General features: G+C 71.1%; 17 protein-coding genes, 1 tRNA gene and 1 other RNA gene. 6 read left to right on the top strand and 13 right to left on the bottom strand.

Annotated features, from left to right (window positions below):
- Positions 1-100: 100 nt before the first annotated feature.
- The 4 genes from ACWCPW_RS05240 to ACWCPW_RS05255 form a co-directional block, all read right to left on the bottom strand.
- Complete coding sequence (locus ACWCPW_RS05240) at positions 101-1,972, bottom strand: AAA family ATPase (RefSeq protein ID WP_449760232.1); 1,872 nt, start codon at positions 1,970-1,972, stop codon at positions 101-103.
- Positions 1,973-2,049: 77 nt separating this feature from the next.
- Entirely contained in the window at positions 2,050-3,498 is a 1,449-nt protein-coding gene (locus ACWCPW_RS05245) for a DUF2201 family putative metallopeptidase (RefSeq protein WP_449760533.1), read from the bottom strand.
- Positions 3,499-3,503: 5 nt separating this feature from the next.
- On the bottom strand, positions 3,504-6,071 hold the full coding sequence (locus ACWCPW_RS05250) for a hypothetical protein (protein WP_449760233.1): 2,568 nt from the start codon (positions 6,069-6,071) through the stop codon (positions 3,504-3,506).
- Positions 6,072-6,380: 309 nt separating this feature from the next.
- On the bottom strand, positions 6,381-7,175 hold the full coding sequence (locus ACWCPW_RS05255; protein ID WP_449760234.1) for an alpha/beta fold hydrolase: 795 nt from the start codon (positions 7,173-7,175) through the stop codon (positions 6,381-6,383).
- A gap of 189 nt (positions 7,176-7,364) precedes the next feature.
- Between ACWCPW_RS05255 and ACWCPW_RS05260 the strand changes: the two genes are divergently transcribed.
- On the top strand, positions 7,365-8,225 hold the full coding sequence (locus tag ACWCPW_RS05260; RefSeq protein WP_449760235.1) for a helix-turn-helix transcriptional regulator: 861 nt from the start codon (positions 7,365-7,367) through the stop codon (positions 8,223-8,225).
- 151 nt (positions 8,226-8,376) lie between these two features.
- Here ACWCPW_RS05260 and ACWCPW_RS05265 read toward each other — a convergent pair whose 3' ends face one another.
- Positions 8,377-9,210, bottom strand: a complete 834-nt coding sequence (locus ACWCPW_RS05265) for an isocitrate lyase/PEP mutase family protein (RefSeq protein WP_449760236.1) — start codon at positions 9,208-9,210, stop codon at positions 8,377-8,379.
- 260 nt (positions 9,211-9,470) lie between these two features.
- Here ACWCPW_RS05265 and ACWCPW_RS05270 point away from each other — a divergent pair, with 260 nt between their 5' ends.
- The 4 genes from ACWCPW_RS05270 (at position 9,471) to ACWCPW_RS05285 (ending at position 15,521) form a co-directional block, all read left to right on the top strand.
- Positions 9,471-10,850, top strand: a complete 1,380-nt coding sequence (locus tag ACWCPW_RS05270) for an FAD-binding oxidoreductase (RefSeq protein WP_449760237.1) — start codon at positions 9,471-9,473, stop codon at positions 10,848-10,850.
- A gap of 172 nt (positions 10,851-11,022) precedes the next feature.
- On the top strand, positions 11,023-12,369 hold the full coding sequence (locus ACWCPW_RS05275; protein ID WP_449760238.1) for a sensor histidine kinase: 1,347 nt from the start codon (positions 11,023-11,025) through the stop codon (positions 12,367-12,369).
- A 204-nt stretch (positions 12,370-12,573) separates the two neighbouring features.
- Positions 12,574-13,224, top strand: coding sequence for a response regulator transcription factor (locus tag ACWCPW_RS05280; protein WP_449760239.1), 651 nt, complete (start codon positions 12,574-12,576; stop codon positions 13,222-13,224).
- Between the two features lie 161 nt (positions 13,225-13,385).
- Positions 13,386-15,521, top strand: coding sequence for a protein kinase domain-containing protein (locus ACWCPW_RS05285; RefSeq protein ID WP_449760240.1), 2,136 nt, complete (start codon positions 13,386-13,388; stop codon positions 15,519-15,521).
- 85 nt (positions 15,522-15,606) lie between these two features.
- On the opposite strand, the gene ACWCPW_RS05290 is transcribed toward ACWCPW_RS05285, so the two are convergent.
- The gene (locus ACWCPW_RS05290; protein ID WP_449760241.1) at positions 15,607-16,383 is read right to left on the bottom strand and encodes an ABC transporter ATP-binding protein; all 777 of its coding nucleotides are present in this window, start codon (positions 16,381-16,383) and stop codon (positions 15,607-15,609) included.
- Entirely contained in the window at positions 16,380-16,700 is a 321-nt protein-coding gene (locus tag ACWCPW_RS05295; protein ID WP_449760242.1) for an iron chelate uptake ABC transporter family permease subunit, read from the bottom strand. The genes ACWCPW_RS05290 and ACWCPW_RS05295 overlap by 4 nt, the downstream gene beginning before the upstream one ends.
- 30 nt (positions 16,701-16,730) lie before the next feature.
- On the opposite strand from ACWCPW_RS05295, the gene ACWCPW_RS05300 reads away from it, so the two are divergent.
- A complete protein-coding gene (locus ACWCPW_RS05300; RefSeq protein ID WP_449760243.1) occupies positions 16,731-17,003 on the top strand; it encodes a helix-turn-helix domain-containing protein in 273 nt (90 codons plus the stop codon).
- Between the two features lie 259 nt (positions 17,004-17,262).
- Here the strand turns inward: ACWCPW_RS05300 and ACWCPW_RS05305 are convergent, their stop codons facing one another.
- From ACWCPW_RS05305 to ffs, 6 genes are all read right to left on the bottom strand, one after another.
- Positions 17,263-18,312 carry a porin PorA family protein gene (locus ACWCPW_RS05305; protein ID WP_449760244.1) on the bottom strand — a complete coding sequence of 350 codons (1,050 nt, stop codon included), beginning with the start codon at positions 18,310-18,312 and terminating at the stop codon, positions 17,263-17,265.
- A gap of 880 nt (positions 18,313-19,192) precedes the next feature.
- Complete coding sequence (locus tag ACWCPW_RS05310; protein ID WP_449760245.1) at positions 19,193-20,605, bottom strand: DUF4365 domain-containing protein; 1,413 nt, start codon at positions 20,603-20,605, stop codon at positions 19,193-19,195.
- A gap of 225 nt (positions 20,606-20,830) precedes the next feature.
- The gene (locus tag ACWCPW_RS05315; protein ID WP_449760246.1) at positions 20,831-21,187 is read right to left on the bottom strand and encodes a hypothetical protein; all 357 of its coding nucleotides are present in this window, start codon (positions 21,185-21,187) and stop codon (positions 20,831-20,833) included.
- Positions 21,184-21,645: a prevent-host-death family protein gene (locus ACWCPW_RS05320; protein ID WP_449760247.1), complete on the bottom strand. Its 462-nt coding sequence runs from the start codon at positions 21,643-21,645 to the stop codon at positions 21,184-21,186. Before ACWCPW_RS05320 ends, ACWCPW_RS05315 begins: the two co-directional genes overlap by 4 nt.
- 1,032 nt (positions 21,646-22,677) lie before the next feature.
- A tRNA-Ser gene (locus ACWCPW_RS05325) sits at positions 22,678-22,765 on the bottom strand.
- A gap of 84 nt (positions 22,766-22,849) precedes the next feature.
- Positions 22,850-22,948, bottom strand: an RNA gene (gene ffs / locus ACWCPW_RS05330) — signal recognition particle sRNA small type.
- Between the last annotated feature and the right edge of the window lie 42 nt (positions 22,949-22,990).

Genomic DNA, 22,990 nt, shown 5'->3' on the forward strand with positions numbered 1-22,990 from the left:
CGGGGCTCGGCCGTCCCGTCTCTCCGGGACGGCCTTTCCGGGACGGCCTTTCCGGGACGGCGTTTGCGGGACCATGTGTCCGGGACCGCGTCTTCCGGGTCTACTTCCTCGGCATCTTCGCGAACGCCTCGATCCAGAACCGCTGCTTGTCCACGGACTGGCCGACCAGGTAGCTCGAACGCAGCTTGGGCGGCAGGCCGGCCAGCAACTGCGCCACGGTGTCCAGGTGTTCGCGGAGCTGGCTCAACTCGGCGTTGGCCAGCACCTGGTGCACGATGTCGGTGTCGTCGGTGCCTTCGCCCGACTCCTCGTTGGCCGCCTCCAGCCGGCGCACCCACTCGGCCAGATTGGCCGAGATGTCACCCAGGCCGGTGGCCGGGTTCTCCGCGAAGCGGGCCTCCAGCGCGTTCAGCGGCACCGGCGCGTACTCGCCGTCGCCGAGGTAGACCTTGGCCATCTCCAGCGGCAGATCGCGCTTGTGCAGCTTGATCAACCGCTCCAGGGTGCGCTTGGTGATCCAGTCCCGGCCCTCGTCGTCGATGTCGTTCTTCCACCACTCCAGGACCGTCTCGGCGACCGGGCCGTAGGTGCTGATCAACCACTCGTTGGCCGGGATGTCCTCGGGACGGATGGTCAGCGACGCGGTGAACCGGGTCGCCTGCGCGATGTTGTTGCGCGAGACGAGCATCTTGCGGCCGAGGTGGTACGGCGGGTTCTGCAACGCGATCTGGGCGCGCAGGCCGGGGATCGGGCGGCCCGCGATGGACCATTCCTGGGTGACCTCCATCAGCTTGGCGAAGGTCGACTTGTCCTTGGGCCGGTTGTACTCGTCCCAGACGATCACCTTGGCGCCGGGATCGGTGAACTTGGCCGCGAGCAGGTTCTCCAGCGAGCCGTCCGGGGTGGGCACCGGCGCGCACAGGTCCTCGACGTTGGTCACCGGCAGGGAGAAGTAGAGCGGGTCGTGGCCGAGTTCGGCGCGCACCACCTCGCGCACCACCTCGGTCTTGCCGCACCCGGGCGGGCCCTGGATCAGCACCGACCAGCGGCGGTGGATCGCCTCGCGGACGATCCGGCGCACCGCGTCCGGCGTCTGGTCGGGGTTGCGCACGTTCAGGCCGGCGGCGATCCGGTCCAGCACCTCGTCGGTGCGGTCCGGGCCGGGCGAGCCGTCCTTCTTGGTCTCGGTCAGCGCGAGCCGGTCGCCGTTGACCAACGGCAGCCCCCACACCAGCGGGAAGCCGGCCAGCGCGCAGTCGATCACATGTTCCAGGGTGCGCGGGGACACCAGTTGGCGCAGTGCCGGGGACAGGCTCGTCCAGACCTGGAACACCGGGGTCAGGTCGGTGCCGGCGAAGCGCTCGGCGAGCTTGAACCGCCACGCGGTGTCGGTCGCGGTGATCTTGACCGTGACCATCCGGTCCAGGATGGCCAGGTCGGTGCGCCGGGTCGCGGTCTCGGCCAGCGACTCGTTGTCGGTGAGGAAGACACCCACGCAGCCCAGTTCGCGCAGGTCGTGTTCGCCGAGCGTCCAGTTGCAGGCTATTTGCATGAGTTGCGACTGGATCGTCTCGCCCGCCTGCAACGCGTCGTCGATCAGCAGCACGAACCGCTTCCCGGGCCGCAGTTGACGCATGATCAACTGACGCAGCACCAGTTCGCCGGTGCGCTCGTCCCGGACGGGCGCGTTGATCAGCAGATCGTCGGGGGTCAGGTTGGCGGCGGGTACGAAGACCAGGACCGTGTCGTCGTGCCGTTCGGGGATGTGGCTGAAGAACGTCGCCGTCTTGCCGATTCCGTGCTCGCCGAAGATCTGGCCGGTCTGGCCGAGGTCGATCATCGCGTCGATGAACTCCTCCAGCTTGGACACGCCCTTCCAGCCCTTGGGGCGTTCGGGGTAGGTGGCGGTGGCCTTCCACTTGGGCTCGGCCGCGGGGCGTCCGGCGCGCGTGGTGTCGGCGGTGATCGTCATGGTTCCTTCCGGGTGCTGCGCACGGCGTGCTGCGGAGGGCTCTTCGGCGAGGCGCGTCGGCATCGACGGGCCCCGGATCAGTGGTCGCCGGTGACGACGCGATGACAGTCCATGGGCGGGTGGTGCCGCTCGGGCCAGTCGTCCCCGCCCTCGGTGATCAACCAGATCCATTTGTCCGGGTCGGCGGGGGTGATCGGCGGCGCGTAGCCGTCGGTGAGCATCACCACCGCGTCGACCGATTCCTCGAAGCGGCCCGATCCCTCGATCGCCAGTCGGCCCTCGACGTAGTCGGCCACGTTCTGGAAGTTGGTGCCGCCGCCGCCCAGCACCCGCTCGCCCGGCTTGAACGGCATCACGGTGCCGTCGAAGCTGAGCCAGTGCGTCTCGACGCCTTCGGCCTTGCCGACCAGCTCGGTCAGCCAGCTCACCACCTGGTCGGGCATCGAACCCGAGGTGTCGTAGGCGATCACCACGACCTTGGTGCGCTCCAGGCCGCGCCGGGCGAGCATCGGGTCGTGGCCGAGGGCGGCGAGCAGCGCGCCGCGCTTCTTCGGATAGACCAGGCGCTCGCCCTCGCGCAGCTTGGAGGCCAGGACGTCCACCAGCCACTGCTGCCACCACTCGACCCGGCGGGTGCGCTGGGTCTCGCCGCGCAGGAAGCCCGCGCCCAGGTCGCCCCACAGCTTGGAGGCCCGGTCGGTGGCGCCGTCGGTGCGCGCGAGCAGGTCGAGCAGCTCCTGCCGGGCCAGCCGCTCGCCTCGACGGGCGGCGAGCAGGACGCTGCGCAGCACCTCCGAGGCCACCCGGCCGACCGTCTCGCCGTCCATGCCGTCGTTGTTTCCGGTGCCCTCGCCCAGGATCACGTGCACGCACAGCGGGGGCGGCACCGGCGGGTGCTTCATGCGCTTGAGCTCGGCGTAGACCGTCGCGTCGGTGTCCACGAAGTCGTCGTAGGACAACGCCTCCAGGCCCTGGCCGGTGAGGTCTTCGACGTACGAGCGGTGGACCTTGCGCGGGTCGATGCCGGTGGGGTCCTCGATCGAGGCGCCGGTGTCCGGGTCGGTCCGGCGCAGGATGGGCAGCGTGCTGCGGCCCAGCCGGGTCATCGCGACGTGGTTGATGGTCACCTCGGCCGCGAGCGTGAACACCGGGTCGGCACGCAGCTCGGACTCGGCGAACAGGTGTCGCTGGATCAGGTGCCGGGCCTCGTGGAAGAGCACGAACTTCACGCCGTCCAGGCCCAGATCGCAGAAGAACTGCGGGTTGTACAGGAGCAGGCAGGTGCCGTCGCCGGAGGCCATCACGGCCGCCGTGTCGATCGCGGTGGTCGGGATGTGGTGGTGGCACTTGGTGTACAACCACGAGGCGATGACCGACAGTTCCATGCCGAAGTCGAGCAGCGCCTCTTCCTTGAGCTTGCGGGCCCGCGCGATCACCTCGTCGTCGGCCGGTCGCCAGGCCTCCAGCGCCCGGCGGTCGGTCAGGCTCACGATCGGCGCCTGCGGGGCGCGTTCGCCGTACGCCACGTTCGTCACCTCCCCTCGGTGTCGTTCGATGATCCCAGTGCCGACCGACAGCCGCTCGGCCGGTCCGGGGCGCCGCCGGCGGCCGCCGACGAGGTCGCGGCCAGTTCGATCAGGGTCAGTTCCACGTCGCCTCGGGCCAAGTGTGCGGCGACCACCCACGCCCGGGTGTCGGTGCCCAGGTGTTCGCGCAGGTGCCTGGCCACCACCCGGGCCAGTCGTGGCCAACGGGGCGCCGCGTCGAGCACCTCGACGGCGGGTGTCTCGGCGAGGTGGCGTTCGACGGTCAGCGCGCCGCTGTCGAACAGGCCGATCACGTGCGGCCGGTACGGGTGGGTCCGGCCGGGCGTGCCGGTGGGCACGTCGTGGTGTGGCGAGAGATGGCGACCCGTCGGGTCCCGCTTGGCCACGGCCCGGGCGAACGGCTCGCTCACGTCGGGGCGTCGGCCGAGCGCGCCGCGGATCCACGCGCACAACCGGCCGGCCCGCACGGCTTCGGTCAGGGCCGGCCAGTCCGGGGCCGGATCGATCAGGGCGGCGGTGAGCTCCCCCTTGGGCACCGGACTGCGCTGTTCCCACTCGCGGACCGACTCCAACGCGCGCAGGTTCGTCTCGGCCGACTCGGCGAGCGCGGCGCGCAGCGGGTCCGTGCGTCCGGTGCGCAACGCGGCGGTGGTCTCCGGATCCTCGGGCAGCGTCGCGAGCGCCGGTACGCCCGAGGTCTCGGCCAGGCGCAGCGCGGCGTGCAGGCGCAGCGCCCGGCCGGCGAGCCTGCGGGCGTCTTGGGTGCGGATGCTTGTGCGGTCGAGGGGCGGGTCGTCGCGCAGCGCGAGCGCGCGCAGCAACTCCGGATCGCGGGCCGCGAGCAGGGTGCGCAGCAGGACCGGATCGTCGGTGGACAGCAGGTCCTGACGCAGTGTCGGGTCCAATTGCGGTGCGGCGAGCACGAGTCGGCGCTGTGCGTCGGTCGCGCGGGAGTTGTGGTACACGGCGGCCGTGATCGCCGGGTCGGCGTGGCGGGCGAGTCGGTCCAGGATGGCGCGCGGGGTGTGCGGGTTGCCCGCGAGCACGCGCAGGGTGATCGGGCCGCCGATGCCGGCGAGCCGCTCGGCGAGGAACGCGGGCAGCGTCTCGGTGCCGGCGAGCGGGGCCAGGTGGACGTCGTCGAGGAAGGCGGTGGCGTCGTCGGCGGTGCCGGCCAGGTCGATCAGGACGGTGTAGGCCCAGGCGGCTTGGCGTCCGGGGCGGGGGCGGGGGGCGGGGGTGGGTGCGGCCGCCGTTTCTGTTCCTGCTTCTGCTTCTGCTTCCGTTTTCGTTTTCGTTTCTTTTGTCGCTGTCGCTGTCGCTGTCGCCGTGGCTTCGGCTTCGGCGAACAGGTCGTGGACCGGCGCGTTCAGGGTGGGCAGCGCGGTGTACAGGGCCGGCCACAGCGCCGGTCCGGTGCGGTCCAGGTGCGCGCGCAGCGTCCGGCCGAGCTCGTACGCGAGTTCGGCCTGGGCCGCGACGGCCGACACCGGGCCCTGGTCGAGCGCGGTGAGCAACAGCCGGGCCGGGCGTACCGCGAGCAGTTCGCCGAGGTCGGCGGTGCTCGTCGCGAGCCGGCGCAGCAGCACGCTCTTGGTCCGGCTGTCGTCGCCCTCGGCGACGCACGCGGCCAGCAGTTCGGCTGGCGGCACCGGGATCACCTCGATCGTCTGCGGGTACTTCCCGGTGAACTCCATGAGCAGTTCCGGGGGGCAGCGCGGGTGCTCGGCGAACGCGGCCACGGCGTGCCACGGCAGCGGTTCGGCCCGATGCGCGGCGGCGACCGCGGACCAGTCCGGGACCGGCACGCCGGCCACCACGCTCCGGGCCCGACCGACGGTGGTCGTGCCGCGTGCCCGGCGTACCAGCGTTTCGGGGGAGAGTTCCTTCGCCAGGTACTTCGGGAGGTCCCGGAGCATGTGCGCGCCGCCGAGTTCGCGCCGCAGCGCGGGAGACAGGTCTGCCGGCAGCGGGTGTCGGGTCAGGCGGGACACGGTGCGCAGCCGGGCGGTCTGTCCGGCCTTCAGGAGGGTGATCCTGGCCGCGAGCGCGGCGAGCGGTTCGGGGTTCGGGTGGGCGAGCAGGGCCCACAGGGCGAGGTCGGGGTCGCGCGCCCACAGGGCGGGTTCGAGGTGGGCGTAGTGGGTCGTGGTGGTCAGCTCGGTACGCAGCGAGGGGTCCAGCGGGACCAGTGCGTCGGCGGGGGCGCCGGGGCGGTGCGCCCGTTGGCTCAGGATCGCGCGGCGCAGGCCGGCCCACTCGCTCTCCCGGTACAGGGTCGCGTTGAGCTCGGGATCGTCGCGTTCGAGCAGCCGCAGCAGCAGTTCGGGGTTGCCGGGCGTGCCGGGTCGGCGGCCCTTCCCGTGTCGTCCGACCAGGCCGGCCGCGACGCCGTGGCGCAGTCGGTAGGCGATCAGCGGCGGAGGTGTCGCACGGCCGGCCCGAGGCCCGGTGTCGGGTGATTCGGGCGCCGGGGCGCCGAGTCGGTCGATCAGCTCGGCGCCGACCTCGGGGCCGGTATGCCACAGCAGATCGTGCACCGTGTCGCCCATGTCGCCCCCCTCGCCCGGTCGGTCCGGGTTTCACATTGTGGGTCGCGGCGGGCCGTGGGGTCAGCGGGATTTCCCGCGATCGGCCCGGCGGCGAGGCGTGTGAGAGCGGATCGGGCCGGCGTTCGGCCGCGCGGGTGGCCCCGACCGGGTGGTCGACCGGGGTGGACCACCCGGCTCGGCGGGAGCGGACTCGGATACCTCGCGGAGCGGGCTCGGAGACCTCACCGGGCGGGCTCGGACGCTTCGCGGAGCGGGTTCGGACGCTTCGCGGGGCGGCCTCGGAGACCTCACCGGGCGGGCTCGGACACCTCACGCGGCGGAGACGAAGTCGCGCACGTGCGCGACGAACTCCTCCTGCTTCTCGAACATCACCACGTGCCCCGAGTCGATCTCGACGTAGGCGCTGTGCGCGATCGCGGCGTGCAGCGCGCGGCTGTGCTCGATCGGCACGGTGGCGTCCCGAAGGCAGCCGACGACCAGCGTGCGGGCCTGGATCCGGGGCAGCAGCGGACGGATGTCGGCGGTGAGGTCGTAGTCCACGTGCCGCAGGGTGCCCGGAGTGGGCGGCATGTTCGGCAACATCGCCTCCACGGCGTCGCGACCGATCGTGTTCAGGAAGCCTCGGCTGAAGCCGGTCATCGTCACGGTCCGGGAGAACGCCTCGACGTCGCTGCGACCCAGCCGCTTCCATACGGTGAACAGGTTGCGCAGGTATTCGTCGCTGTCGACGTGCGCCCATCCGGCGACCAGGATCAGTCGGCGGACCAGGTCCGGGCGCAGCGCGGCGACGGCCGCGGCCACGGTCGATCCCATCGAGAAGCCGAGCAGGTCCACCGGACCGAGGCCGGCGTCCTCGATCACCGCGATCACCTGGCCGGCCAGGATCTCGACGGTGAGCGCGCCGCCTTCGTCGGTGGTGGCGTCGGTCCCGGACAGGTCGGGCGTGATCACCACCCGCTCGTCGTCGAGCAGCGGAACGGTCGAACCCCAGTTCACCGGGGCGCCCACGGATCCCGTGCCGTGCACGAGCAGCAGCGCGGGGCCGGAACCGCTGCCGGAGGTGGTGTAGTGGACCTTGGCGTCGGCGACCTGGACGACGGGCATGGTGTGCTCCCTGTGGACCGACCCGAACCACCCGGCCCGCGAATCCGCGGGCTCTGGCACTTCGAGTGACGTTGCGCCGGGGCGTTTCCCCCGACACGGGAACTCTGTCGCCGCCCGCACCGGCCCGGGAGAGCCTCGCCGACCCTGGGATCGAGGGTCCCAGGTTGGGAGGCGGGCGGGTGCGCGACCATGATTCGTATGACGATCGCTCGCGGTGAACTCGCCGACTTCCTGCGCCGCTCCCGGGAGCGGGTCTCTCCCGAGGACGTGGGCCTGCCCGCCGGCCCTCGGCGCCGTACTCCGGGGCTGCGCCGGGAGGAGGTGGCCCGGCTCACGGGCATGTCGGCGGACTACTACATCCGCCTGGAGCAGGCCCGCGGGCCGCAGCCGTCGACCCAGATGCTCGGCGCGCTGGCCCGGGCGTTGCGGCTGAGCGACGACGAGCGCGATCACCTGTACCTGCTGGCCGGCCATCGCCCGCCCGCGGCGCGTCCGGTCGGTGACGAGGTCGCGCCGACGTTGCTGCACCTGCTCGACCAGTTGCGGGCCACGCCGGCCCAGGTGCTCAACGACATCGGCGACGTGCTGGCGCAGAACGCGATGGCGCAGGCGCTGCTGGGCGGGGTGTGCACGGTCTCCGAGCACGGTCGCAACGTGGTCTGGCGCTGGTTCGGCGACACCGCCCAGCGCGCCGCGTACCCGGTCGAGGAACACGACTACTACAGCCGCCTGCACGTCGCCGATCTGCGCGCCGCCGCGGCGCATCGGCCGGACGACCCCGCCGTGGACCACCTGGTGGCGCGGCTGCGCGCGGCCGGCGCGGAGTTCGCCGAATTGTGGGACCGGCACGAGGTCGCGGTGCGTCGGCACAGTCGGATGCGGGTCCTGCACGGTGTGCTGGGGCTGGTGGAGGTGGATTGCCAGGTGCTGATCACCCCGGAGGACAACCGGCGGGTGGTGTTGTACGTCCCGCCGCCGGGCAGCGATCTGGCCGACCGGTTGGCCCTGCTCCGCCGGCCGGCGGGTACCGACACGCTGGCCTTCGTCTAGGCGACGCGGGTCCGCGCGGCGGGCCCGGGGCCCGGAAGGCTCGGGTGGGTGGCCGGCTCGCTGTGGGCGCGCTCGGGCGGCCGGCGGATCCGGGAGGCGCACCGCCGGCGTACGGCCCCGATGAGGCGGTACGCCGGCGGTCGGGGTGTGATCAGCGGGCCAGGAGGGCGTTCAGGTCGCCGTAGGGGATCGTGTCGGTGAGCGAGCTGTACGTGCCGGTCTCGAACAGTTCGCGGGCCGAGCGCCGGACCACGGCGTAGGCGGCCTCCGCGATGGCCGAGCCGAGGCTGACCCGGGCCACGCCGAGCTTGCCGAGTTCGGCGACGGAGGGCGCGCCGGGGCCGACCAGCACGTTCAGCGGGGCGGGCAGGGCCTCGGCGAGGGTGGCCACGGTGCTCGGGTCGGTGACGCCGGGGACGAAGATGCCGTCGGCGCCGGCCGCGAGATAGGCGGTCGCCCGGTCGAGCGTCTCGCGCAGTCGCTCGGCCGGACCGTCGCCGACGCCGCGGAGGTAGGTGTCCAGCCGGGCATTGATGAACAGCGGTACACCCGCCGCGTCCGCGGCGGCCCGCGCGGCGGCGATCCGCTCGGCCTGGTCCACCGGCGTCCGCAGCGGTACGGAACCGGTGTGCAGGGCGTCCTCCAGGTTGATTCCGACGGCGCCGGCGGCCAGCACCCCGCGAACGGTCTCGGCGACGCCTTCCAGGTCCTCGCCGAAGCCGCTCTCGATGTCGGCGGTGACCGGGACGTCGACCGCGGCCACCACGCGCGCGATCAGTTCGAGGGCACGTTCGCGGCCGAGCCGATCGCCGTCGGCCGCGCCCAGGCCCCAGGCGACCCCGGCGCTGGTGGTGGCGACCGCGCTCGCTCCGGCGTCGGCCACGAGCCGGGCGCCGGCCGCGTCCCAGACGTTGGCGAGGGCGAGGGGTGTGGCACTGGTGTGCAGTGCGCGGAAGGTCAGGGCGGTGTCACGCAGACTCGTCATGGCCCCACTCCATCACCCGCCCACCGATCAGGCCGGCGGTTTTGCGCCGGCATCACCGGCGGATCGGCGACGACCCCGGCGCGGTGCGGAATTGCGCCGCCGTGTGCTCGGCGAGAGGCTGGATGGGTAAGCCCTGCGGCGTTCGGTCACCCTGCAGGCCACGGCGACGCCGGGGTACTGGCGCACGATTGCTTACCGAGGGTCGGCCACGGGCAAGGCCGGGCGGGTTTGCGGTCCGCGTCCCGCTCAGGGAGATGCTCATGGACGGCAACACCCTCGAAGACATGCGCGGCGCGCTGCGCGGCCCGGTCATCGATCCACAGGATCCCGACTACGACCCGGCACGCCGGATCTACAACGCGATGATCGATCGGCGCCCGGCCGCCATCGTGCGGTGCACGGACGCGGGCGATGTGATGGCCGCGGTCGACTTCGTCCGCGAGCACGACCTCGACCTCGCGGTCCGCGGCGGCGGGCACAGCGGTGCGGGCCTGTGCGTGGTCGACGACGCGGTGACCCTGGACCTGACGCCGATGCGCTGGGTACGCGTGGACCCGGTGGCGCGGACGGCCCGGGTCGGCGGCGGCAGTCTGCTCGCCGACCTCGACCACGCCGCGCACGCCTTCGGTTTGGGCGTACCCGCCGGAATCATGTCCACGACCGGCGTCGGGGGCCTCACCCTCGGCGGCGGACACGGCCACCTCACCCGCAAGTACGGCCTGACGGTGGACAGTCTGGTGGCCGCGGACGTGGTGCTGGCGGACGGCAGCTTCCTGACCGCGAGCGAGTCCGAGCACCCGGACCTGTTCTGGGCCCTGCGCGGCGGCGGCGGCAACTTCGGCGTCGTCACCTCGTTCCGTTTCCGCCTGCACCCGGTGGACACCGTGGTCGTCGGGGTCACCCTGTGGCCGGTCGAGCGCACAGGCGAAGTGCTGCGCTGGTACCGCGAGTTCCTGCCGCAGGCGGCCGATGACCTGAACGGGTTCTTCGCGGCGCTCACGGTCCCGCCGGGTCCGCCGTTCCCGGAGGAGATCCACGGCCGCAAGATGTGCGGCGTCGTGTGGTGCTGGACCGGGGATCCGGAGGCCGCCGAGGAGGCTCTCGCGCCGGTCCGCGAACCGGGCCCGCCCGCCTTCCACTTCACCGCGCCGATGCCCTACCCCGCGTTGCAGTCCATGTTCGACGAACTGATGCCCACCGGTCTGCAGTGGTACTGGCGCGGCGACTTCTTCGACGCGATCTCGGACGACGCGATCGACGTCCACGCCAAGTACGCGGAGAACCTGCCCACCGCGCTGTCCACGATGCACCTCTACCCGGTCGACGGGGCCGCCCATCGGGTCGACGCCGAGGACACCGCGTGGGGTTACCGGGACGCCCGGTGGTCCGGCGTGATCGCCGGCATCGATCCGGACCCGGCCAACGCCGAGATCGTCCGGCAGTGGTGCGTCGACTACTGGCAGGACCTGCACCCGCACTCGATGGGCGGTGCGTACGTCAACTTCATCGGCGCCGACGAGAGCCGTGACCGGGTGGAGGCGACGTATCGCGACCACTACGAGCGACTGGGCGGGATCAAGCACAGGTACGACCCGCACAACCTGTTCCACGCCAACCAGAACATCAAGCCGGCGGGCTGAGGCAACGAGCCGACCGGCCGAGGTATCGAGCCGGCTCGTCGCGCCACACCGTTCGGTGGCCGGTCCCGCGCCTCGTGCGTCGGCGTGGCCGGTCGGGTGTGGGGGTGTGCCCTACCCCGGGTGTCGGGAATACCGGGTGGGCGCGGTCGTGCGGGGTGGGGAGGATGGGCTCATGACCGAGTCGACCGCATCCTTCGAACCGGCGGCCACTCCGGCGGTGGCCGGCCCGGTGACGCCCGCTCCGACGGCGGCCGGCCGCGGTGCCGGGCGGTTCGGCCGGCAACTGCGCTTTGTGTTCTCCGGGTTGCCGATTGGGTTGGCGGCGTTCGTCGTGGTGCTGGCCGGATTCGCGGTGGGAGTGGCGAGCTTCGCGGTACTGCTCGGCGTACCGATCCTGGTCGCGACGCTCGCGGCGGCACGGTATTTCGCCGGGATGGAGCGCCGGCGGGTGGCGGCGGTCACCGGCCGGGCGCTGCCGCCGCACGCGTACCGGGAGGCGACGGGCGAGGGGTTCAAGGCCGGGCTGCGCGCGCTGCGCGAACCGCAGTCCTGGCGGGACCTGGCACACGCACTGGTGTCGTTCCCGCTGCGCGTGGTGAGTTTCTGCCTCGCGGTGACCTGGACGGTGGGCGGCCTCGGCGAGCTGCTCTATCCGGTGTGGTCGTGGTCGATTCCGCGCGACCCGGACAACACGGGACTGCTGGACCTGATGTTCGGCGTCTCCTCACGAGCGGCCGACATCGCCTTCAACACCGGGATCGGTGTGGTGTTGCTCGCCTCGGCGGTCCCGCTGGTGCGCGCGCTCGTGGCGGTCCAGGCCGGGCTCGCGCGCGGGCTGCTGACCGACGAGACGGCCGCGTTGCAGGTTCGGACCGAACAACTCGCGCTCGGACGCCGCAGCGCGGTCGCGGCCGAGGCGCAGACGCTGCGCCGGCTGGAACGGGACCTGCACGACGGCCCGCAGCAGCGCCTGGTGCGGCTCACCATGGACCTGGAGACGGTGGCGCGTCGGCTGGACGACGATCCGGATCGGGCCAGGCCGTTGGTGGCCGAGATGATCTCGCAGAGCCACGAGGCGTTGTCCGAACTGCGCGCCCTCTCCCGCGGGATCGCGCCGCCGATCCTGGCCGACCGGGGCCTGGCCCCGGCGCTGACCGCGGCGGCGGCGCGTTGTCCGGTCCCGGTCGAGCTGACCACCGACGACCTGCCCCGGGGGCGACGGTTCGCCGCGGCGGTGGAGAACACGGCGTACTTCGTGGTAACCGAGGCCCTGACCAACGTCGCCAAGCACGCCCGGGCCACCCGCTGCGAGGTGACGGTGACGGTGGACGACCGGACCCTGTTCGTACGCGTCCGCGACGACGGGTGCGGCGGGGCGCACCCCGGCAAGGGCCACGGCCTGGCCGGCCTGATCGACCGGCTGGCCGCGGTCGAGGGCCGGCTGGACGTACACAGCCCGACGGGCGGGCCGACCACGCTCTTTGCCGAGGTCCCCCTGAGCGGGGTCGGGGAACACTGACCGGGGACCATCGACACGAGTGGTCGCGACCGGGGGGCGGGCGGTCGGGCCGGTTGATCCTCGGCACGGCCGGGTCCTGTCGAGTGGAGTCCGGGAACGTCGATCGGGGAGCATCGACACGAGTGGTCGCGACCGATGATCGGGTGATCGGGCGGGTCGTCCCGGCACGGCCGGGGTCTTGGCGAGCGGAGCGGGGGAGCATTGATGCGGGTGGTGTTGGCCGAGGACTCGATGTTGCTGCGGGAGGGCCTGGTCCGGCTGCTCGAGGAGATCGGCTGCGAGGTGGTCGCCGCGGTCGGCGACGGTCCCGCGCTGGTCGAGGCGGTCACCGCGCACCGCCCGGACGTCGCCGTGGTCGACGTGCGGATGCCGCCGACCTTCACCGACGAGGGCCTGCGCGCGGCCCTGCGGATCCGCCGCGATGTGCCCGGCACCGCCATCCTGGTCCTGTCCCAATACGTGGAGGAGTCCTACGCCGAGGACCTGCTCGCCGACGGCGGCGGCGTCGGCTATCTGCTCAAGGACCGCGTCTCCCGCCTGGACGACCTCTCCGACGCCCTGACCCGCGTCGCGGCCGGCGGCACCGTCCTCGACTCCGAGGTCGTCTCCGCCCTCTTCACCCGCCGCCACCGCCGCGACCCGCTGGCCGCCCTCACCCCCCGCGAACGCGAAGTCCTCGCCCTCATGGCCGAAGGCCACCGCAACAGCGCCATCGGCCGAGCCCTTTCCCTCACCCCCGGCACCGTCGAGAAGCACATCACCGCGATCTTCGACAAACTCTCCCTCCCCCCATCCCCCACCAACCACCGCCGAGTCCTGGCAGTCCTGACCTGGCTGCGCACGACGAACACGTGAGCCACGCACGCGGGGTACGACGGACCGAGTGAGAGGATCCCGGCGGACCGTGGGGGTGCGGTGCGATGAAATGATCGCCTGACGGGGGTGCTTCGGTTTCCTTTGAGCCCTGGATCCCCTGGCAGACTGCGCGTCGCCGGCGGGCGGGAACGCTGGAGCCTATGGGGGAACGAGGCATGTGGGGTTCGGGCACGGTGTTGGGCGGCCGGTACGCACTCGCCGAGTTGCTGGGTGGCGGGGCCATGGGCGAGGTGTGGCGGGCCGAGGACCGCGTGCTCGAACGGTCGGTCGCGGTGAAGATCCTGCTGCCCGCGCTGTTGGCCGATGCCAGGTTCGCCGAGCGGTTTCGGCGTGAGGCGAAGGTTTTGGCCGCGCTGGACCATCCCGGCATCGTCGACGTGCACGACTATGGGGAGAGCGGGTCGGATCCGCGCGTCGCGTACATCGTCATGGAGCTCGTCGGTGGTCGGCCGCTGGATGTGGTCCTGGCCGACAGCGATGCCGAGGAGATGCCCGTCGATCGGGTGCTCGGCATGGTTGCCCAAGCCTTGGAGGCACTGTACGCGGCGCATCTGCGCGGCATCGTGCACCGGGACGTCAAGCCGTCGAACCTGATGATCGGCGCCGACGACCGGGTGACCGTCACCGACTTCGGCATCGCGCACTCCACGGCCGAGACCAAGCTCACCGCGTCGCACGCGGTGCTCGGCACGGCTCGGTACATAGCCCCCGAGCAGGCTCGGGGGAGTGGCGCGGTGCCGGCGTCGGATCAATACGCGATCGGCGTCGTCTGCTACGAACTCCTCGCCAGGGAAGCGCTGTTCACCGGCGCGGTGTTCGAGGTGGTGCTCAAGCACATCAGGGATCCGGCACCGGAGTTGTCGGATGAGTTCCCCGAGGCGGTCCGCGTCCTGGTCGCGAAGGCGCTGGCCAAGGAGCCGGAGAATCGATACGCCGACGCGGCGGCGATGGCGGTGGCGGCGCGCGCGGCGATGACGGGTGGGTCGGCGGCGGCTGCGGCGAGGGCGGTCGGTGCCGTGGCCGCGAGTGGGGCGGCTGGGAGTGGGGCGGCTGGGAGCGGGGCGGCTGGGAGCGGGGCGGTCGGGAGCGGGGCGGTAGGCGGTGGAAGTGCCGGTGCCGCGAGCAAGGCTCCCGAGGTCGAACCGACTTCGAGTGGCGAGGTGGCCGGTGAGGGCGATGAGGGCGATGAGGGTGATGCGGAAGGCAGTTCGGAGGCGCAGGCCGCGCCGGTGACACAGGTCCCGCCCACGGCCGAGCCCTCGACACCCGCTGCCGTTCCCGTGATCGCTCTCGACGCCATTCCCGGCGTGGTTCCCGATGCGATTCCCGACGCCGTTCCCGACGCCGTTCCCATCGACGAGAAGGCTGCGACACCCCCGACATCGGCCACCGACACCCCCGGCGCGGCAGCGACCCCCGCGAACGCCGGGTCCTGGAAGCGGCACGGCATAACCGCCGCGCTTCTGGTCCTGGGTGTCATAGCCGGCGTCGTCGCCACCGTCCTGTACGTCAAGCCCTTCGCCGGCGGGTCCGACCCGACCCACACCACCCCGAACGCGAAACCGGGCGCATCCGGAATCCAGGTGCCTGCCGGTGCGCAGGGCGATCCGGGCGCAACGTCGGTGCCACCCACGGGAGCCGCCACCGGCACCCCGAGTACGAACGCCACCGGCAGCCAGGCGCCGGGCACCGCCCAGGGCGGGACCGGCGCACCCCAGGGCAGCGGCAGCACGAGCGGCGCCGTACCGCCCGCCGGGCCCGGCACCGGCGGCGCGAACGGCGGCGCGAACGGCTCCGCGTCCGGCGGCGGCAACAGCGGCGGCAACCAACCGAAGCCGCCCGCGTCCACTCCACCCCCGGCCCAGACCGTCCCCCAGGGCTGTGGTGGCGACCGCTGGGGCGCCATCACCAACGTCGCCGACGGCGGACGGATCGGCCTGGTCGCCGACGGCCCGGGCGGCGGCAAGGAGGTGGTCATGGGGGGCCACACGCAATACGGCTGGGTGCACACGGTCTCCACCTGGGACACCTTCAGCACCTGCAGCCTCAGCGGCCCCGCCCTCGGCCAGCCGTACGGCAACGCCGCACGTCCCGAACTCGCCGTCGGCTTCGGCCACTCCACCAACTGGCGCCTCGCCGAGGCCCCCACCGCGGGCGCGGTCTACATCAAGGACTACATGGGCCAGAACTGCCTGACCAACAACGGCGCGGGCAAGGCCCTCTCGGTCGTCGCCTGCACCCCCGGCAACAAATACCAACAGTGGCGAATCCCGTAACGACCCCGGCCCACCGCGCGATACGTCGAGGCGTACGTCAATCCGTAGGTCGATCCGTACGCCGAGCCGTTCGCCGAGCCGTACGTCAACCCGTCGGCACCACCAGAGGCGTCCCCGTCACGGGATCCGGCACGACCAGGCTGGGCAGGCCGAACACGTCCTCCATCAGGGCGGCGTCCACGATGTAGTCGGGGGACCCCTCGGCGCGGACCCGGCCGTCCTTCATCGCCACGATGTGATCCGCGAACCGGCAGGCCTGGTTGATGTCGTGGAGCACCGCGACGATGGTTCGGCCGTCGTCGCGGAGCGCGGCCAGCAGGCGGAGCAACTGGTACTGGTGGGCCGGATCGAGGAAGGTCGTCGGCTCGTCCAGGAGTACGTAGGGCGTCTGTTGCGCGAGCACCATGGCGACCCGGACCCGTTGGCGCTGTCCACCGGAGAGCCGGGCGACCTGCCGGTCCGCGAGGTCGCCCACGCCGGCGGCGGCCATCGCCTCGTCGACCGCACGTGTGTCGACCGCGGTGCGCACCGAGAGCAGCGAGCGCTGCGGGAAGCGTCTGCGGTCCACGAGTTGACGCACCATGATGTTTTCCGGCGCGGCCAGATCCTGCGGCAGAAAAGCGATTTCCCGCGCGATGTCCTTGGGGCGGTAGTCGTGGACGTCGCGTCCGTCGAGCAGGACCGTCCCGGCGGACGGCCGCAACAGGCGGACGAACGCCCGCAGTAGCGTCGACTTCCCCGAGGCGTTGGCGCCGATGATCGCGGTGAAGGCACCGTCGGGTATGTCGAGGCTGAGGCCTGCGGAGACCGTGCGGTCGCCGTACGTGAGGGTGATGTCCTGCGCGGTGAGGCGTGCGGTCACGGTCGCTCGACTTCCTTGAGGAGCAACAGCAGGAGATACGCGCCGCCGATGGCCGTGGTCACCACGCCGACCGGCAGCGTCACCGGCGCGAGCAGGCTCTGGGCGACCAGGTCGGCGCTCAGGAGCAGTACGGAGCCGGTGAGCGCGGCGGGGACGAAGTGGATGCCCGGGGATCGGGTGGCCGCACGGCCCAGGTGCGGAGCGGCGAGCGCGACGAACGCGATCGGTCCGGTGACCGCGGTGACCGTGGCCGTACAGCCGGCTCCGGCCACGACGGCCGGCAGGCGGTGTTGCCGCAGGCGTACGCCCGACGTCACAAGGGCTTCGCCCGGGCCGTCGCCCGCGCGATGTCCCACGACCCCGCGGACCCGACGCGCCTCGACGAGTGGGCGGCACGCCTGCACATCAGCCCCAAGACCCTCCAGCGGGACTTCGTACGCGAGTTCGGCATGTCCTTCACCCGACGCGGCACGCTGCTCCGCCTCGGCGTCGAACCGGTCTCCGTGGTGGCCCGCCGAGTCGGCTACTCCAGCGTCTCCGCCTTCGTCCTCGCCTTCGCCAAGGAATACGGCAGCCCACCCGGCCGATACGCCCGCACCCGGTTGGCCACACTCGCCTGACCGACCCCGTCATGTTCCGGGCGAACGCGGCCGTACCGTGATGCGAGCCACGCGCGGCCGCGCGATTGTGGCGGGGCACCTCGCCGGAGGGGGAGCCCGCCCCGCCGTCGAGCGAGACCGCGACCCGATCGGCGAGGCTCCGGCGGTCGCCGATCGTGTGTCGCCGGTCGTGTGTCGGCGGTCGTGTGTCGGCGGTCGGCGGTCGGCCTGCCGGACGACACACGATCGGCCTGGTGCCGGCCCACCGCCCGGGCGCGTGTCAGGCGCCCGGATCGGGTGCGGGGGTGCGGCGGGGGCGACGACGTCGGATGAGCAGAGCCGCGGCCACCAGTAGCGCTCCGACCACGCCCACCACGATGGGCAGGATGGTACCGACGAGCATGATGGCGTCGTGGCCGTCATCGGCGTCGTCCGCGGCGTCCTTCACGGACTCGGGGGTTTGCTGGTAGAAGACGTCGGAGACCGGCAGCAGCGGGAGGAAGGCGCCGTTGCTCGGGGCGATGACCCCGGCCACGCGCTGCTGGGACCGCCGCGTATCGATCACAATGCCGGTCTCGGGTTCGATCCAGAACGTGTCGGCGCTCGCCAGCGTGTAGGAGAGCGGCACCGGGTCGCTCAACGTTGGCAGCACTGCGGCGAGTTGCTCCTTGGCCGGGGCCGAGAGAGTACCGAGTTGGGCGACCAGCGCCAGGGTCGTCCGCGGGACGGCCGGCGGCAGACCGGCGAGCACCTGGGAGTCGGTGATCCGGGTGGGCGGCAGGTTCGCTTCGTACACGTATGTACTCAGGCTCGACCTGTTCTCCGTACGTGCGTACGTCAGCGGCGTCGTGGTCCCGGTCTCCGGCCGCCAGCCGGTGTACGTCTTCTTCTTCGCGCCGAGCGGCCAACTGACCGTCAGGCCCTGGGCGTCGACCACCGTCCAGCCCGACGGATGGCTGCCGGACGGCTCGAGTGTCTTGCGGTTGACGGCGTACTTCCAGTCCGTCTTTTCGACCGGGTTGCCCGCGGCGGTCGTCGTCCGGCTGTCGCTGACCAGGGCCGTGTCGCCCGAGGTCTCCTCGACCTTCACGGTCCGTTCGACGGCGAGGGGGACGTTCCGCTTGACGGCCGTCGCAAGGTTGCCCTTCGCCACCTCCTGGGCGTCGAGCAGGGTCCTGAAGGCACCGGTATAGGAGCGCTTGGCATCGGTGTCGTCGGGCAGCCGGACCACATAGTTCGGCGTGATGACGTACGCGAGCACGAACGCGCAGGCGATCAGGACCAGACCCACCACGACGCCTACGCTGCGGAGCACCACGTTCGTCCGCATGATCCGCTCTCCCACTGAACTAGACCCGAGATCACGCCCCATCTGAGCCAAGTGTTCCCGAGACACCCCGCCGCCGCGCCCGCCGACGACCATCCGTGTGACGACACCCCGGACAGCGTTCGAACAACCGGGCCCCGCCGGCACGTCCCACGCCGCCGCACTCCGGGTTTACCGTCGGCGCCCACAGGCCACCATCGAGTCTCGGCCGACACCTGGACACGGATCGGGTCTCGGGCCCGCCCGGACCGCCCCGGACAGACCAGGGGGTCCGCGCAATCCGGGGCCGTGACGGGTCGCCCGACTCCGGAAGGCCGGCCGGAGGACGCATATCGAACGAGTCGCGCGGCGCCGGGCGGAACGACGAAGGCCCCGACCGCAGTGCGATCGGGGCCTCACATGTGCCCTTACCGGCAGGTGCGGAGGATACGAGATTCGAACTCGTGAGGGGGTGAACCCAACACGCTTTCCAATCTCCCGAGCCCCGTCCGCCGGCGTTCACGCCCGTCCTGACCTGCGGTGGAGCGAATTCTTGGACGACGACCGAACCCGGCCGAACGAGGGTGAACGAGACCAGGATTGAGACCAGCTCCGGTGCCGTCCAGTACGGGAGACCGGCACCGAAGGCGTCCGGCCGTCCGCGCAGGACTTTCTCCATTTCCCGGTTCTGGGCCGAACCCGCGAGGACCTCGCGCTTGGTGCCCAGCCGTTCTGCCGAGTCGAGCGCTTCGGCAAGACCGACAAGTTGGCCGGCCGGTGCGCGGGGTCCCACTGGTCGGTGCCCAGTCAGTGCAGGAGCGTCGTCCGGATTCGGGATCCACAGGAGTGGCATGCTTGTCGGCTCCTGGTGAGCCGGGAAGGGTGCGTCACGGCGTAGGGCCCATCACCTGAGCGAGGAGATACCCGTTGTGGGGCCTGGGGACGGATGTGTTCTCCGTGGAGCCGGCCGTCGACCCGCGGCGAGGGCTTCCGGCCCGGGCTCGGGAATGCGCCAGTCGATTCGGACCTGTCGGTCGAGGGGCAGCGAGGGGCCGCCGACGTAGATGCGGTGGATCAGGTAGAGCACCGCCAGCCGGAACGCCTCCGGTTCGAGGCCTCCCACGGTGGCGCGGCTCAGCTTCATCACCTGCCGGACGATATGTGGATCGGCTTCGAGGGGACCGAGTTCCGCCACGATCTCCGGGTCGATCCGGCCGTTCTCGCGCATGGCCGATATGGAGCGGCGAAGGAGGTCCGGCTCGGCTTCGATCCGGGCGAGGACACGGTCGATGATGTACTCGTGGAGTACGTCCGCCGCGATCTTCCCGTGCTCGACGGGCTCCTCGCCCGTGCACTCCGGGCACCCGTCGCATTCGTCCAAGTCGTAGAGATCCTTTTCGTCCGCCTGCCGGGTGGACATGAAACAGGAGGCCACCCACATGATCTCCGGCTGACTCAGCTCCAGATCCTCGGCAGTCGACAGCTCGGGGTCGTGCCAGAGACGATCCACGGTCTCGTCGTCCGTCCCGAGGTTTGGAGGCGGCATCTCGGAGCGCATCAGGGATACCAGACTGACGAGATACGGCTCCCAGCCGAGCGCGCTGTGCAGCAGGGTGGCGACATCGGCGCCGGGGTGCCTCCAGAAGATGAGGTCCTCGTCGTCACCGTTGACGAAGTGCAGGACGTGGTCCGTCGAGTCGAATTCGACCCCGGACATCTCTCCCAGGTGAGTGAGAACGGCCTGCCTGCCCCGGTAGCGCCCGACGTAGCGACGGGCTTGAGCGACAAACGACTCCATCGTCGAGTCGGTCAGCACCGCGTTGGGGCTGACCCCGATGACCTTCGGGTGGTTGAACGGGCCGGACCGCCGGAGCTGCTGTGTTGCGTTCGCCCAGAAAAGTTGCTTGCCGTCCGGGTCGTACACCACGCAGTAGACGGGGATGTTCCCGTCCGCCCAGGTACTGCCGTGGTGGCCGATGGGTACCGCGTAGCCGTTGGCCCGGCGCCACTTCTCCCCACCCTTGACCTGCACCCTGATCACGTCGCTCGTCACGTGCTCGTCCTCGACGAAGGTGACGTAGAGGTCCTCGCCGAAGTCGTTCTGCCCGGAGATCTCCTGGACGACGTGATCGTGCTCCTCAAGGAGCGCGCGCACCGCGTTCACGGCGGCCTGGCCCACGCGCCGGCCCTTTGGGATCTTCGGCATGCTGTCTCCCCGGATGTTCCCCCGTCCGCCTCGTCCGGGCTCGGGACGGTTGTTGCCCTCGTGATTCTGCCCCGTGCCTCTGACACGGCGCCCGCAGCCGGGAACGACCAAGGCCCGGTCCGCTCGATGCGGTCCGGACCTTGGATCAAGTGCGGAGGATACGAGATTCGAACTCGTGAGGGGGTGAACCCAACACGCTTTCCAAGTCGCCGCCCGAGGGTTCGGGGCGACTGGTCAGCGTCCTGACCTGCCGCGAATCTCCGGCTCTCTCGGCGCCCGGACTCCGGTGAACGAAGGTGAATGAGACCAGAACTGAGACCGGCCGACGCACAGGTGTCAGGTGTCAGTGTCCTTCGGATGCCGGGTGGAGGCGTACACGAGGTGGACGGTACGTCCGACCTCATCCACGAGATAGCGCACACGGCCACCGGCGGTCACTTCGAATTCCCACTGGGGTAGCTCCCGGCCGCCCAGGACCCGGGCGGCGAGACGACCGCGCAGGCGGTGCTGTCGGTCCGGGTCGCGGGTGGACAGTGGGTCGGTGCGGAGGGACTCGAAGCAGCGACGGGCATTGGCCGCAGCCTCGGCGCAGAGATCACCCCAGCCCTTGGCGGCCTCGGTGGTGGCGAAGCGCAGTCTCCACTCGTCACCGAGGGGTGGCGGCGGGACATCGTCACCGCGTTTCGGACTCAAGGCGCGAGTACCTCACCGTGATCCTTATCCTGCAACGGCTCGGCGAGCAGGGCGGCCAACTCAGGATCGGCCAGGATCCTGGCGGTCGCGCGCCACTCGACGATGACGCGATGCAGGGTCGAGTGCACATCCAGTTCCGCGACGTCGCGCGTGGCGTCCACGAGGTCCACGACGAACTCGCGGACCTCATCCGCGGACAGGTGTCGAATCCACGGGAAAACCGTCGGCAGGGCGAGGAGTACTGCTCGGGCACCCTCATCGCTACCGATCAGCGCGGCAAACAGTCGGGAGGTGACATCCGCGGTTTCTTCCCGTTGGCGATCATGACGCTCAGTGGTCAGATAGAGATCCTCGCCGTCACGACGTGTGACGTGGACACGTTGGGCCTGTTCGACGGTCTCGGCGACTCGCTTCGAGTTCTTCGACAGGTCGGAGAACGCCACGGTAAGAGTGGACATAGATCCATGCTACTTCGGAATATATTCCGAAGTCAAAGCCTCGGATTGGATGGGGTGACCGACTGGGGGTGTATCTGCGTTGGTGTCTGTCATGGCCGCCCCTCTCCCCACTGCCGAGAAGGGGCGCCGGCGGCGAAGGCGCAGAGTTATCCCCGTCGCAGGCCAGGCGTTGGCTGGGCCCCTGATCCTTGCGGGCGTTCTCACGGCGAGTGCCGACCTCGGAGGGCCGTCTGCTCAATGTCACGACGAGGGCCCGGCCCCGGACCGCAGCACGGGTCGGCGTTTGTTCGGCGAAGGGTGCGAGCCGACCGGGCAGGCGGTGGGGGTGCGAGTGCGCCAAGGGATGCTGCGCGGCAAACACTATGCGTGTGCCATCCACTACGTTGGGCTCGTGCGAGAAGTTCATTGTGCTCATTGTGAGTTGATCATCGGCGCTGGGTGCGTCGGCCACGACCTCGGGACCGCGCGTCGGGGGGAGGGTGCTCCGATGGTTCGGGTGTCGTGGACGCAGCTTTCCAAACGCACGATCCTGATCTCTCCGTCACGAGTGGCGCATTACCCGGGCGCCTGCGCACACATGACCGAGTCGGACGTGCTGGTGGACGGCTCTCGATGGGGGTGGATTGTTGATCCGCCCAAAGGCACATGGACGCGGATCGGTGAGCACAACCCGGTTGCCGCCAACGGCGGCCGCCTCGGGATCTCGGCGCTCAGGCGGTGCCTGGACTGTTCGGAGTCTGTCGGCCTCGTGCAGTGAGCGACGCGAACGGCCAGATCGGTTGGCGAGGCTTCCATGGTGGTGGACGGGACGACGAGCGCTACGTGCTCGCCAACGCCGCGGACCATACCCGGATCCGTAGGAACGCCGGAAGCGCCTCGTAGGCGACATCCCACTGGAGTCGATCGCCTACATCACCGACGCCGGCCCGTACCTCCGACGAGATGTCGGCCCGGACATCCCAGAACTGAGACCACATGAAATCAGCCCCGACCTGGCGAGAGGTCGGGGCTGAATATCTTGCCTGTTAGGGCTGGCGGAGGATACGAGATTCGAACTCGTGAGGGTGTGAACCCAACACGCTTTCCAAGCGTGCGCCCTAGGCCACTAGGCGAATCCTCCGTGCGGAAGCTTACAGGAGGTCGGCGGGTGCTCGCGCACCCCTATTCGAAGGGGGCGGAGGGGTGGGGCCAGGAGGGTGGGGGAAACTGTGAACCCCCCGTGCACCCGGCAGAGCCTCCCTATCCTTGCTGCCTTCCGGCCCTGGGGAGGTTCAGGAGGATGCCGCCGCACGGGGGGTCCGGCGCCTACAGTACCCGACCGCGGTCGGTGATCGGGCACCGGTGG

The sequence above is a fragment of the Embleya sp. NPDC001921 genome (genome assembly GCF_053594475.1).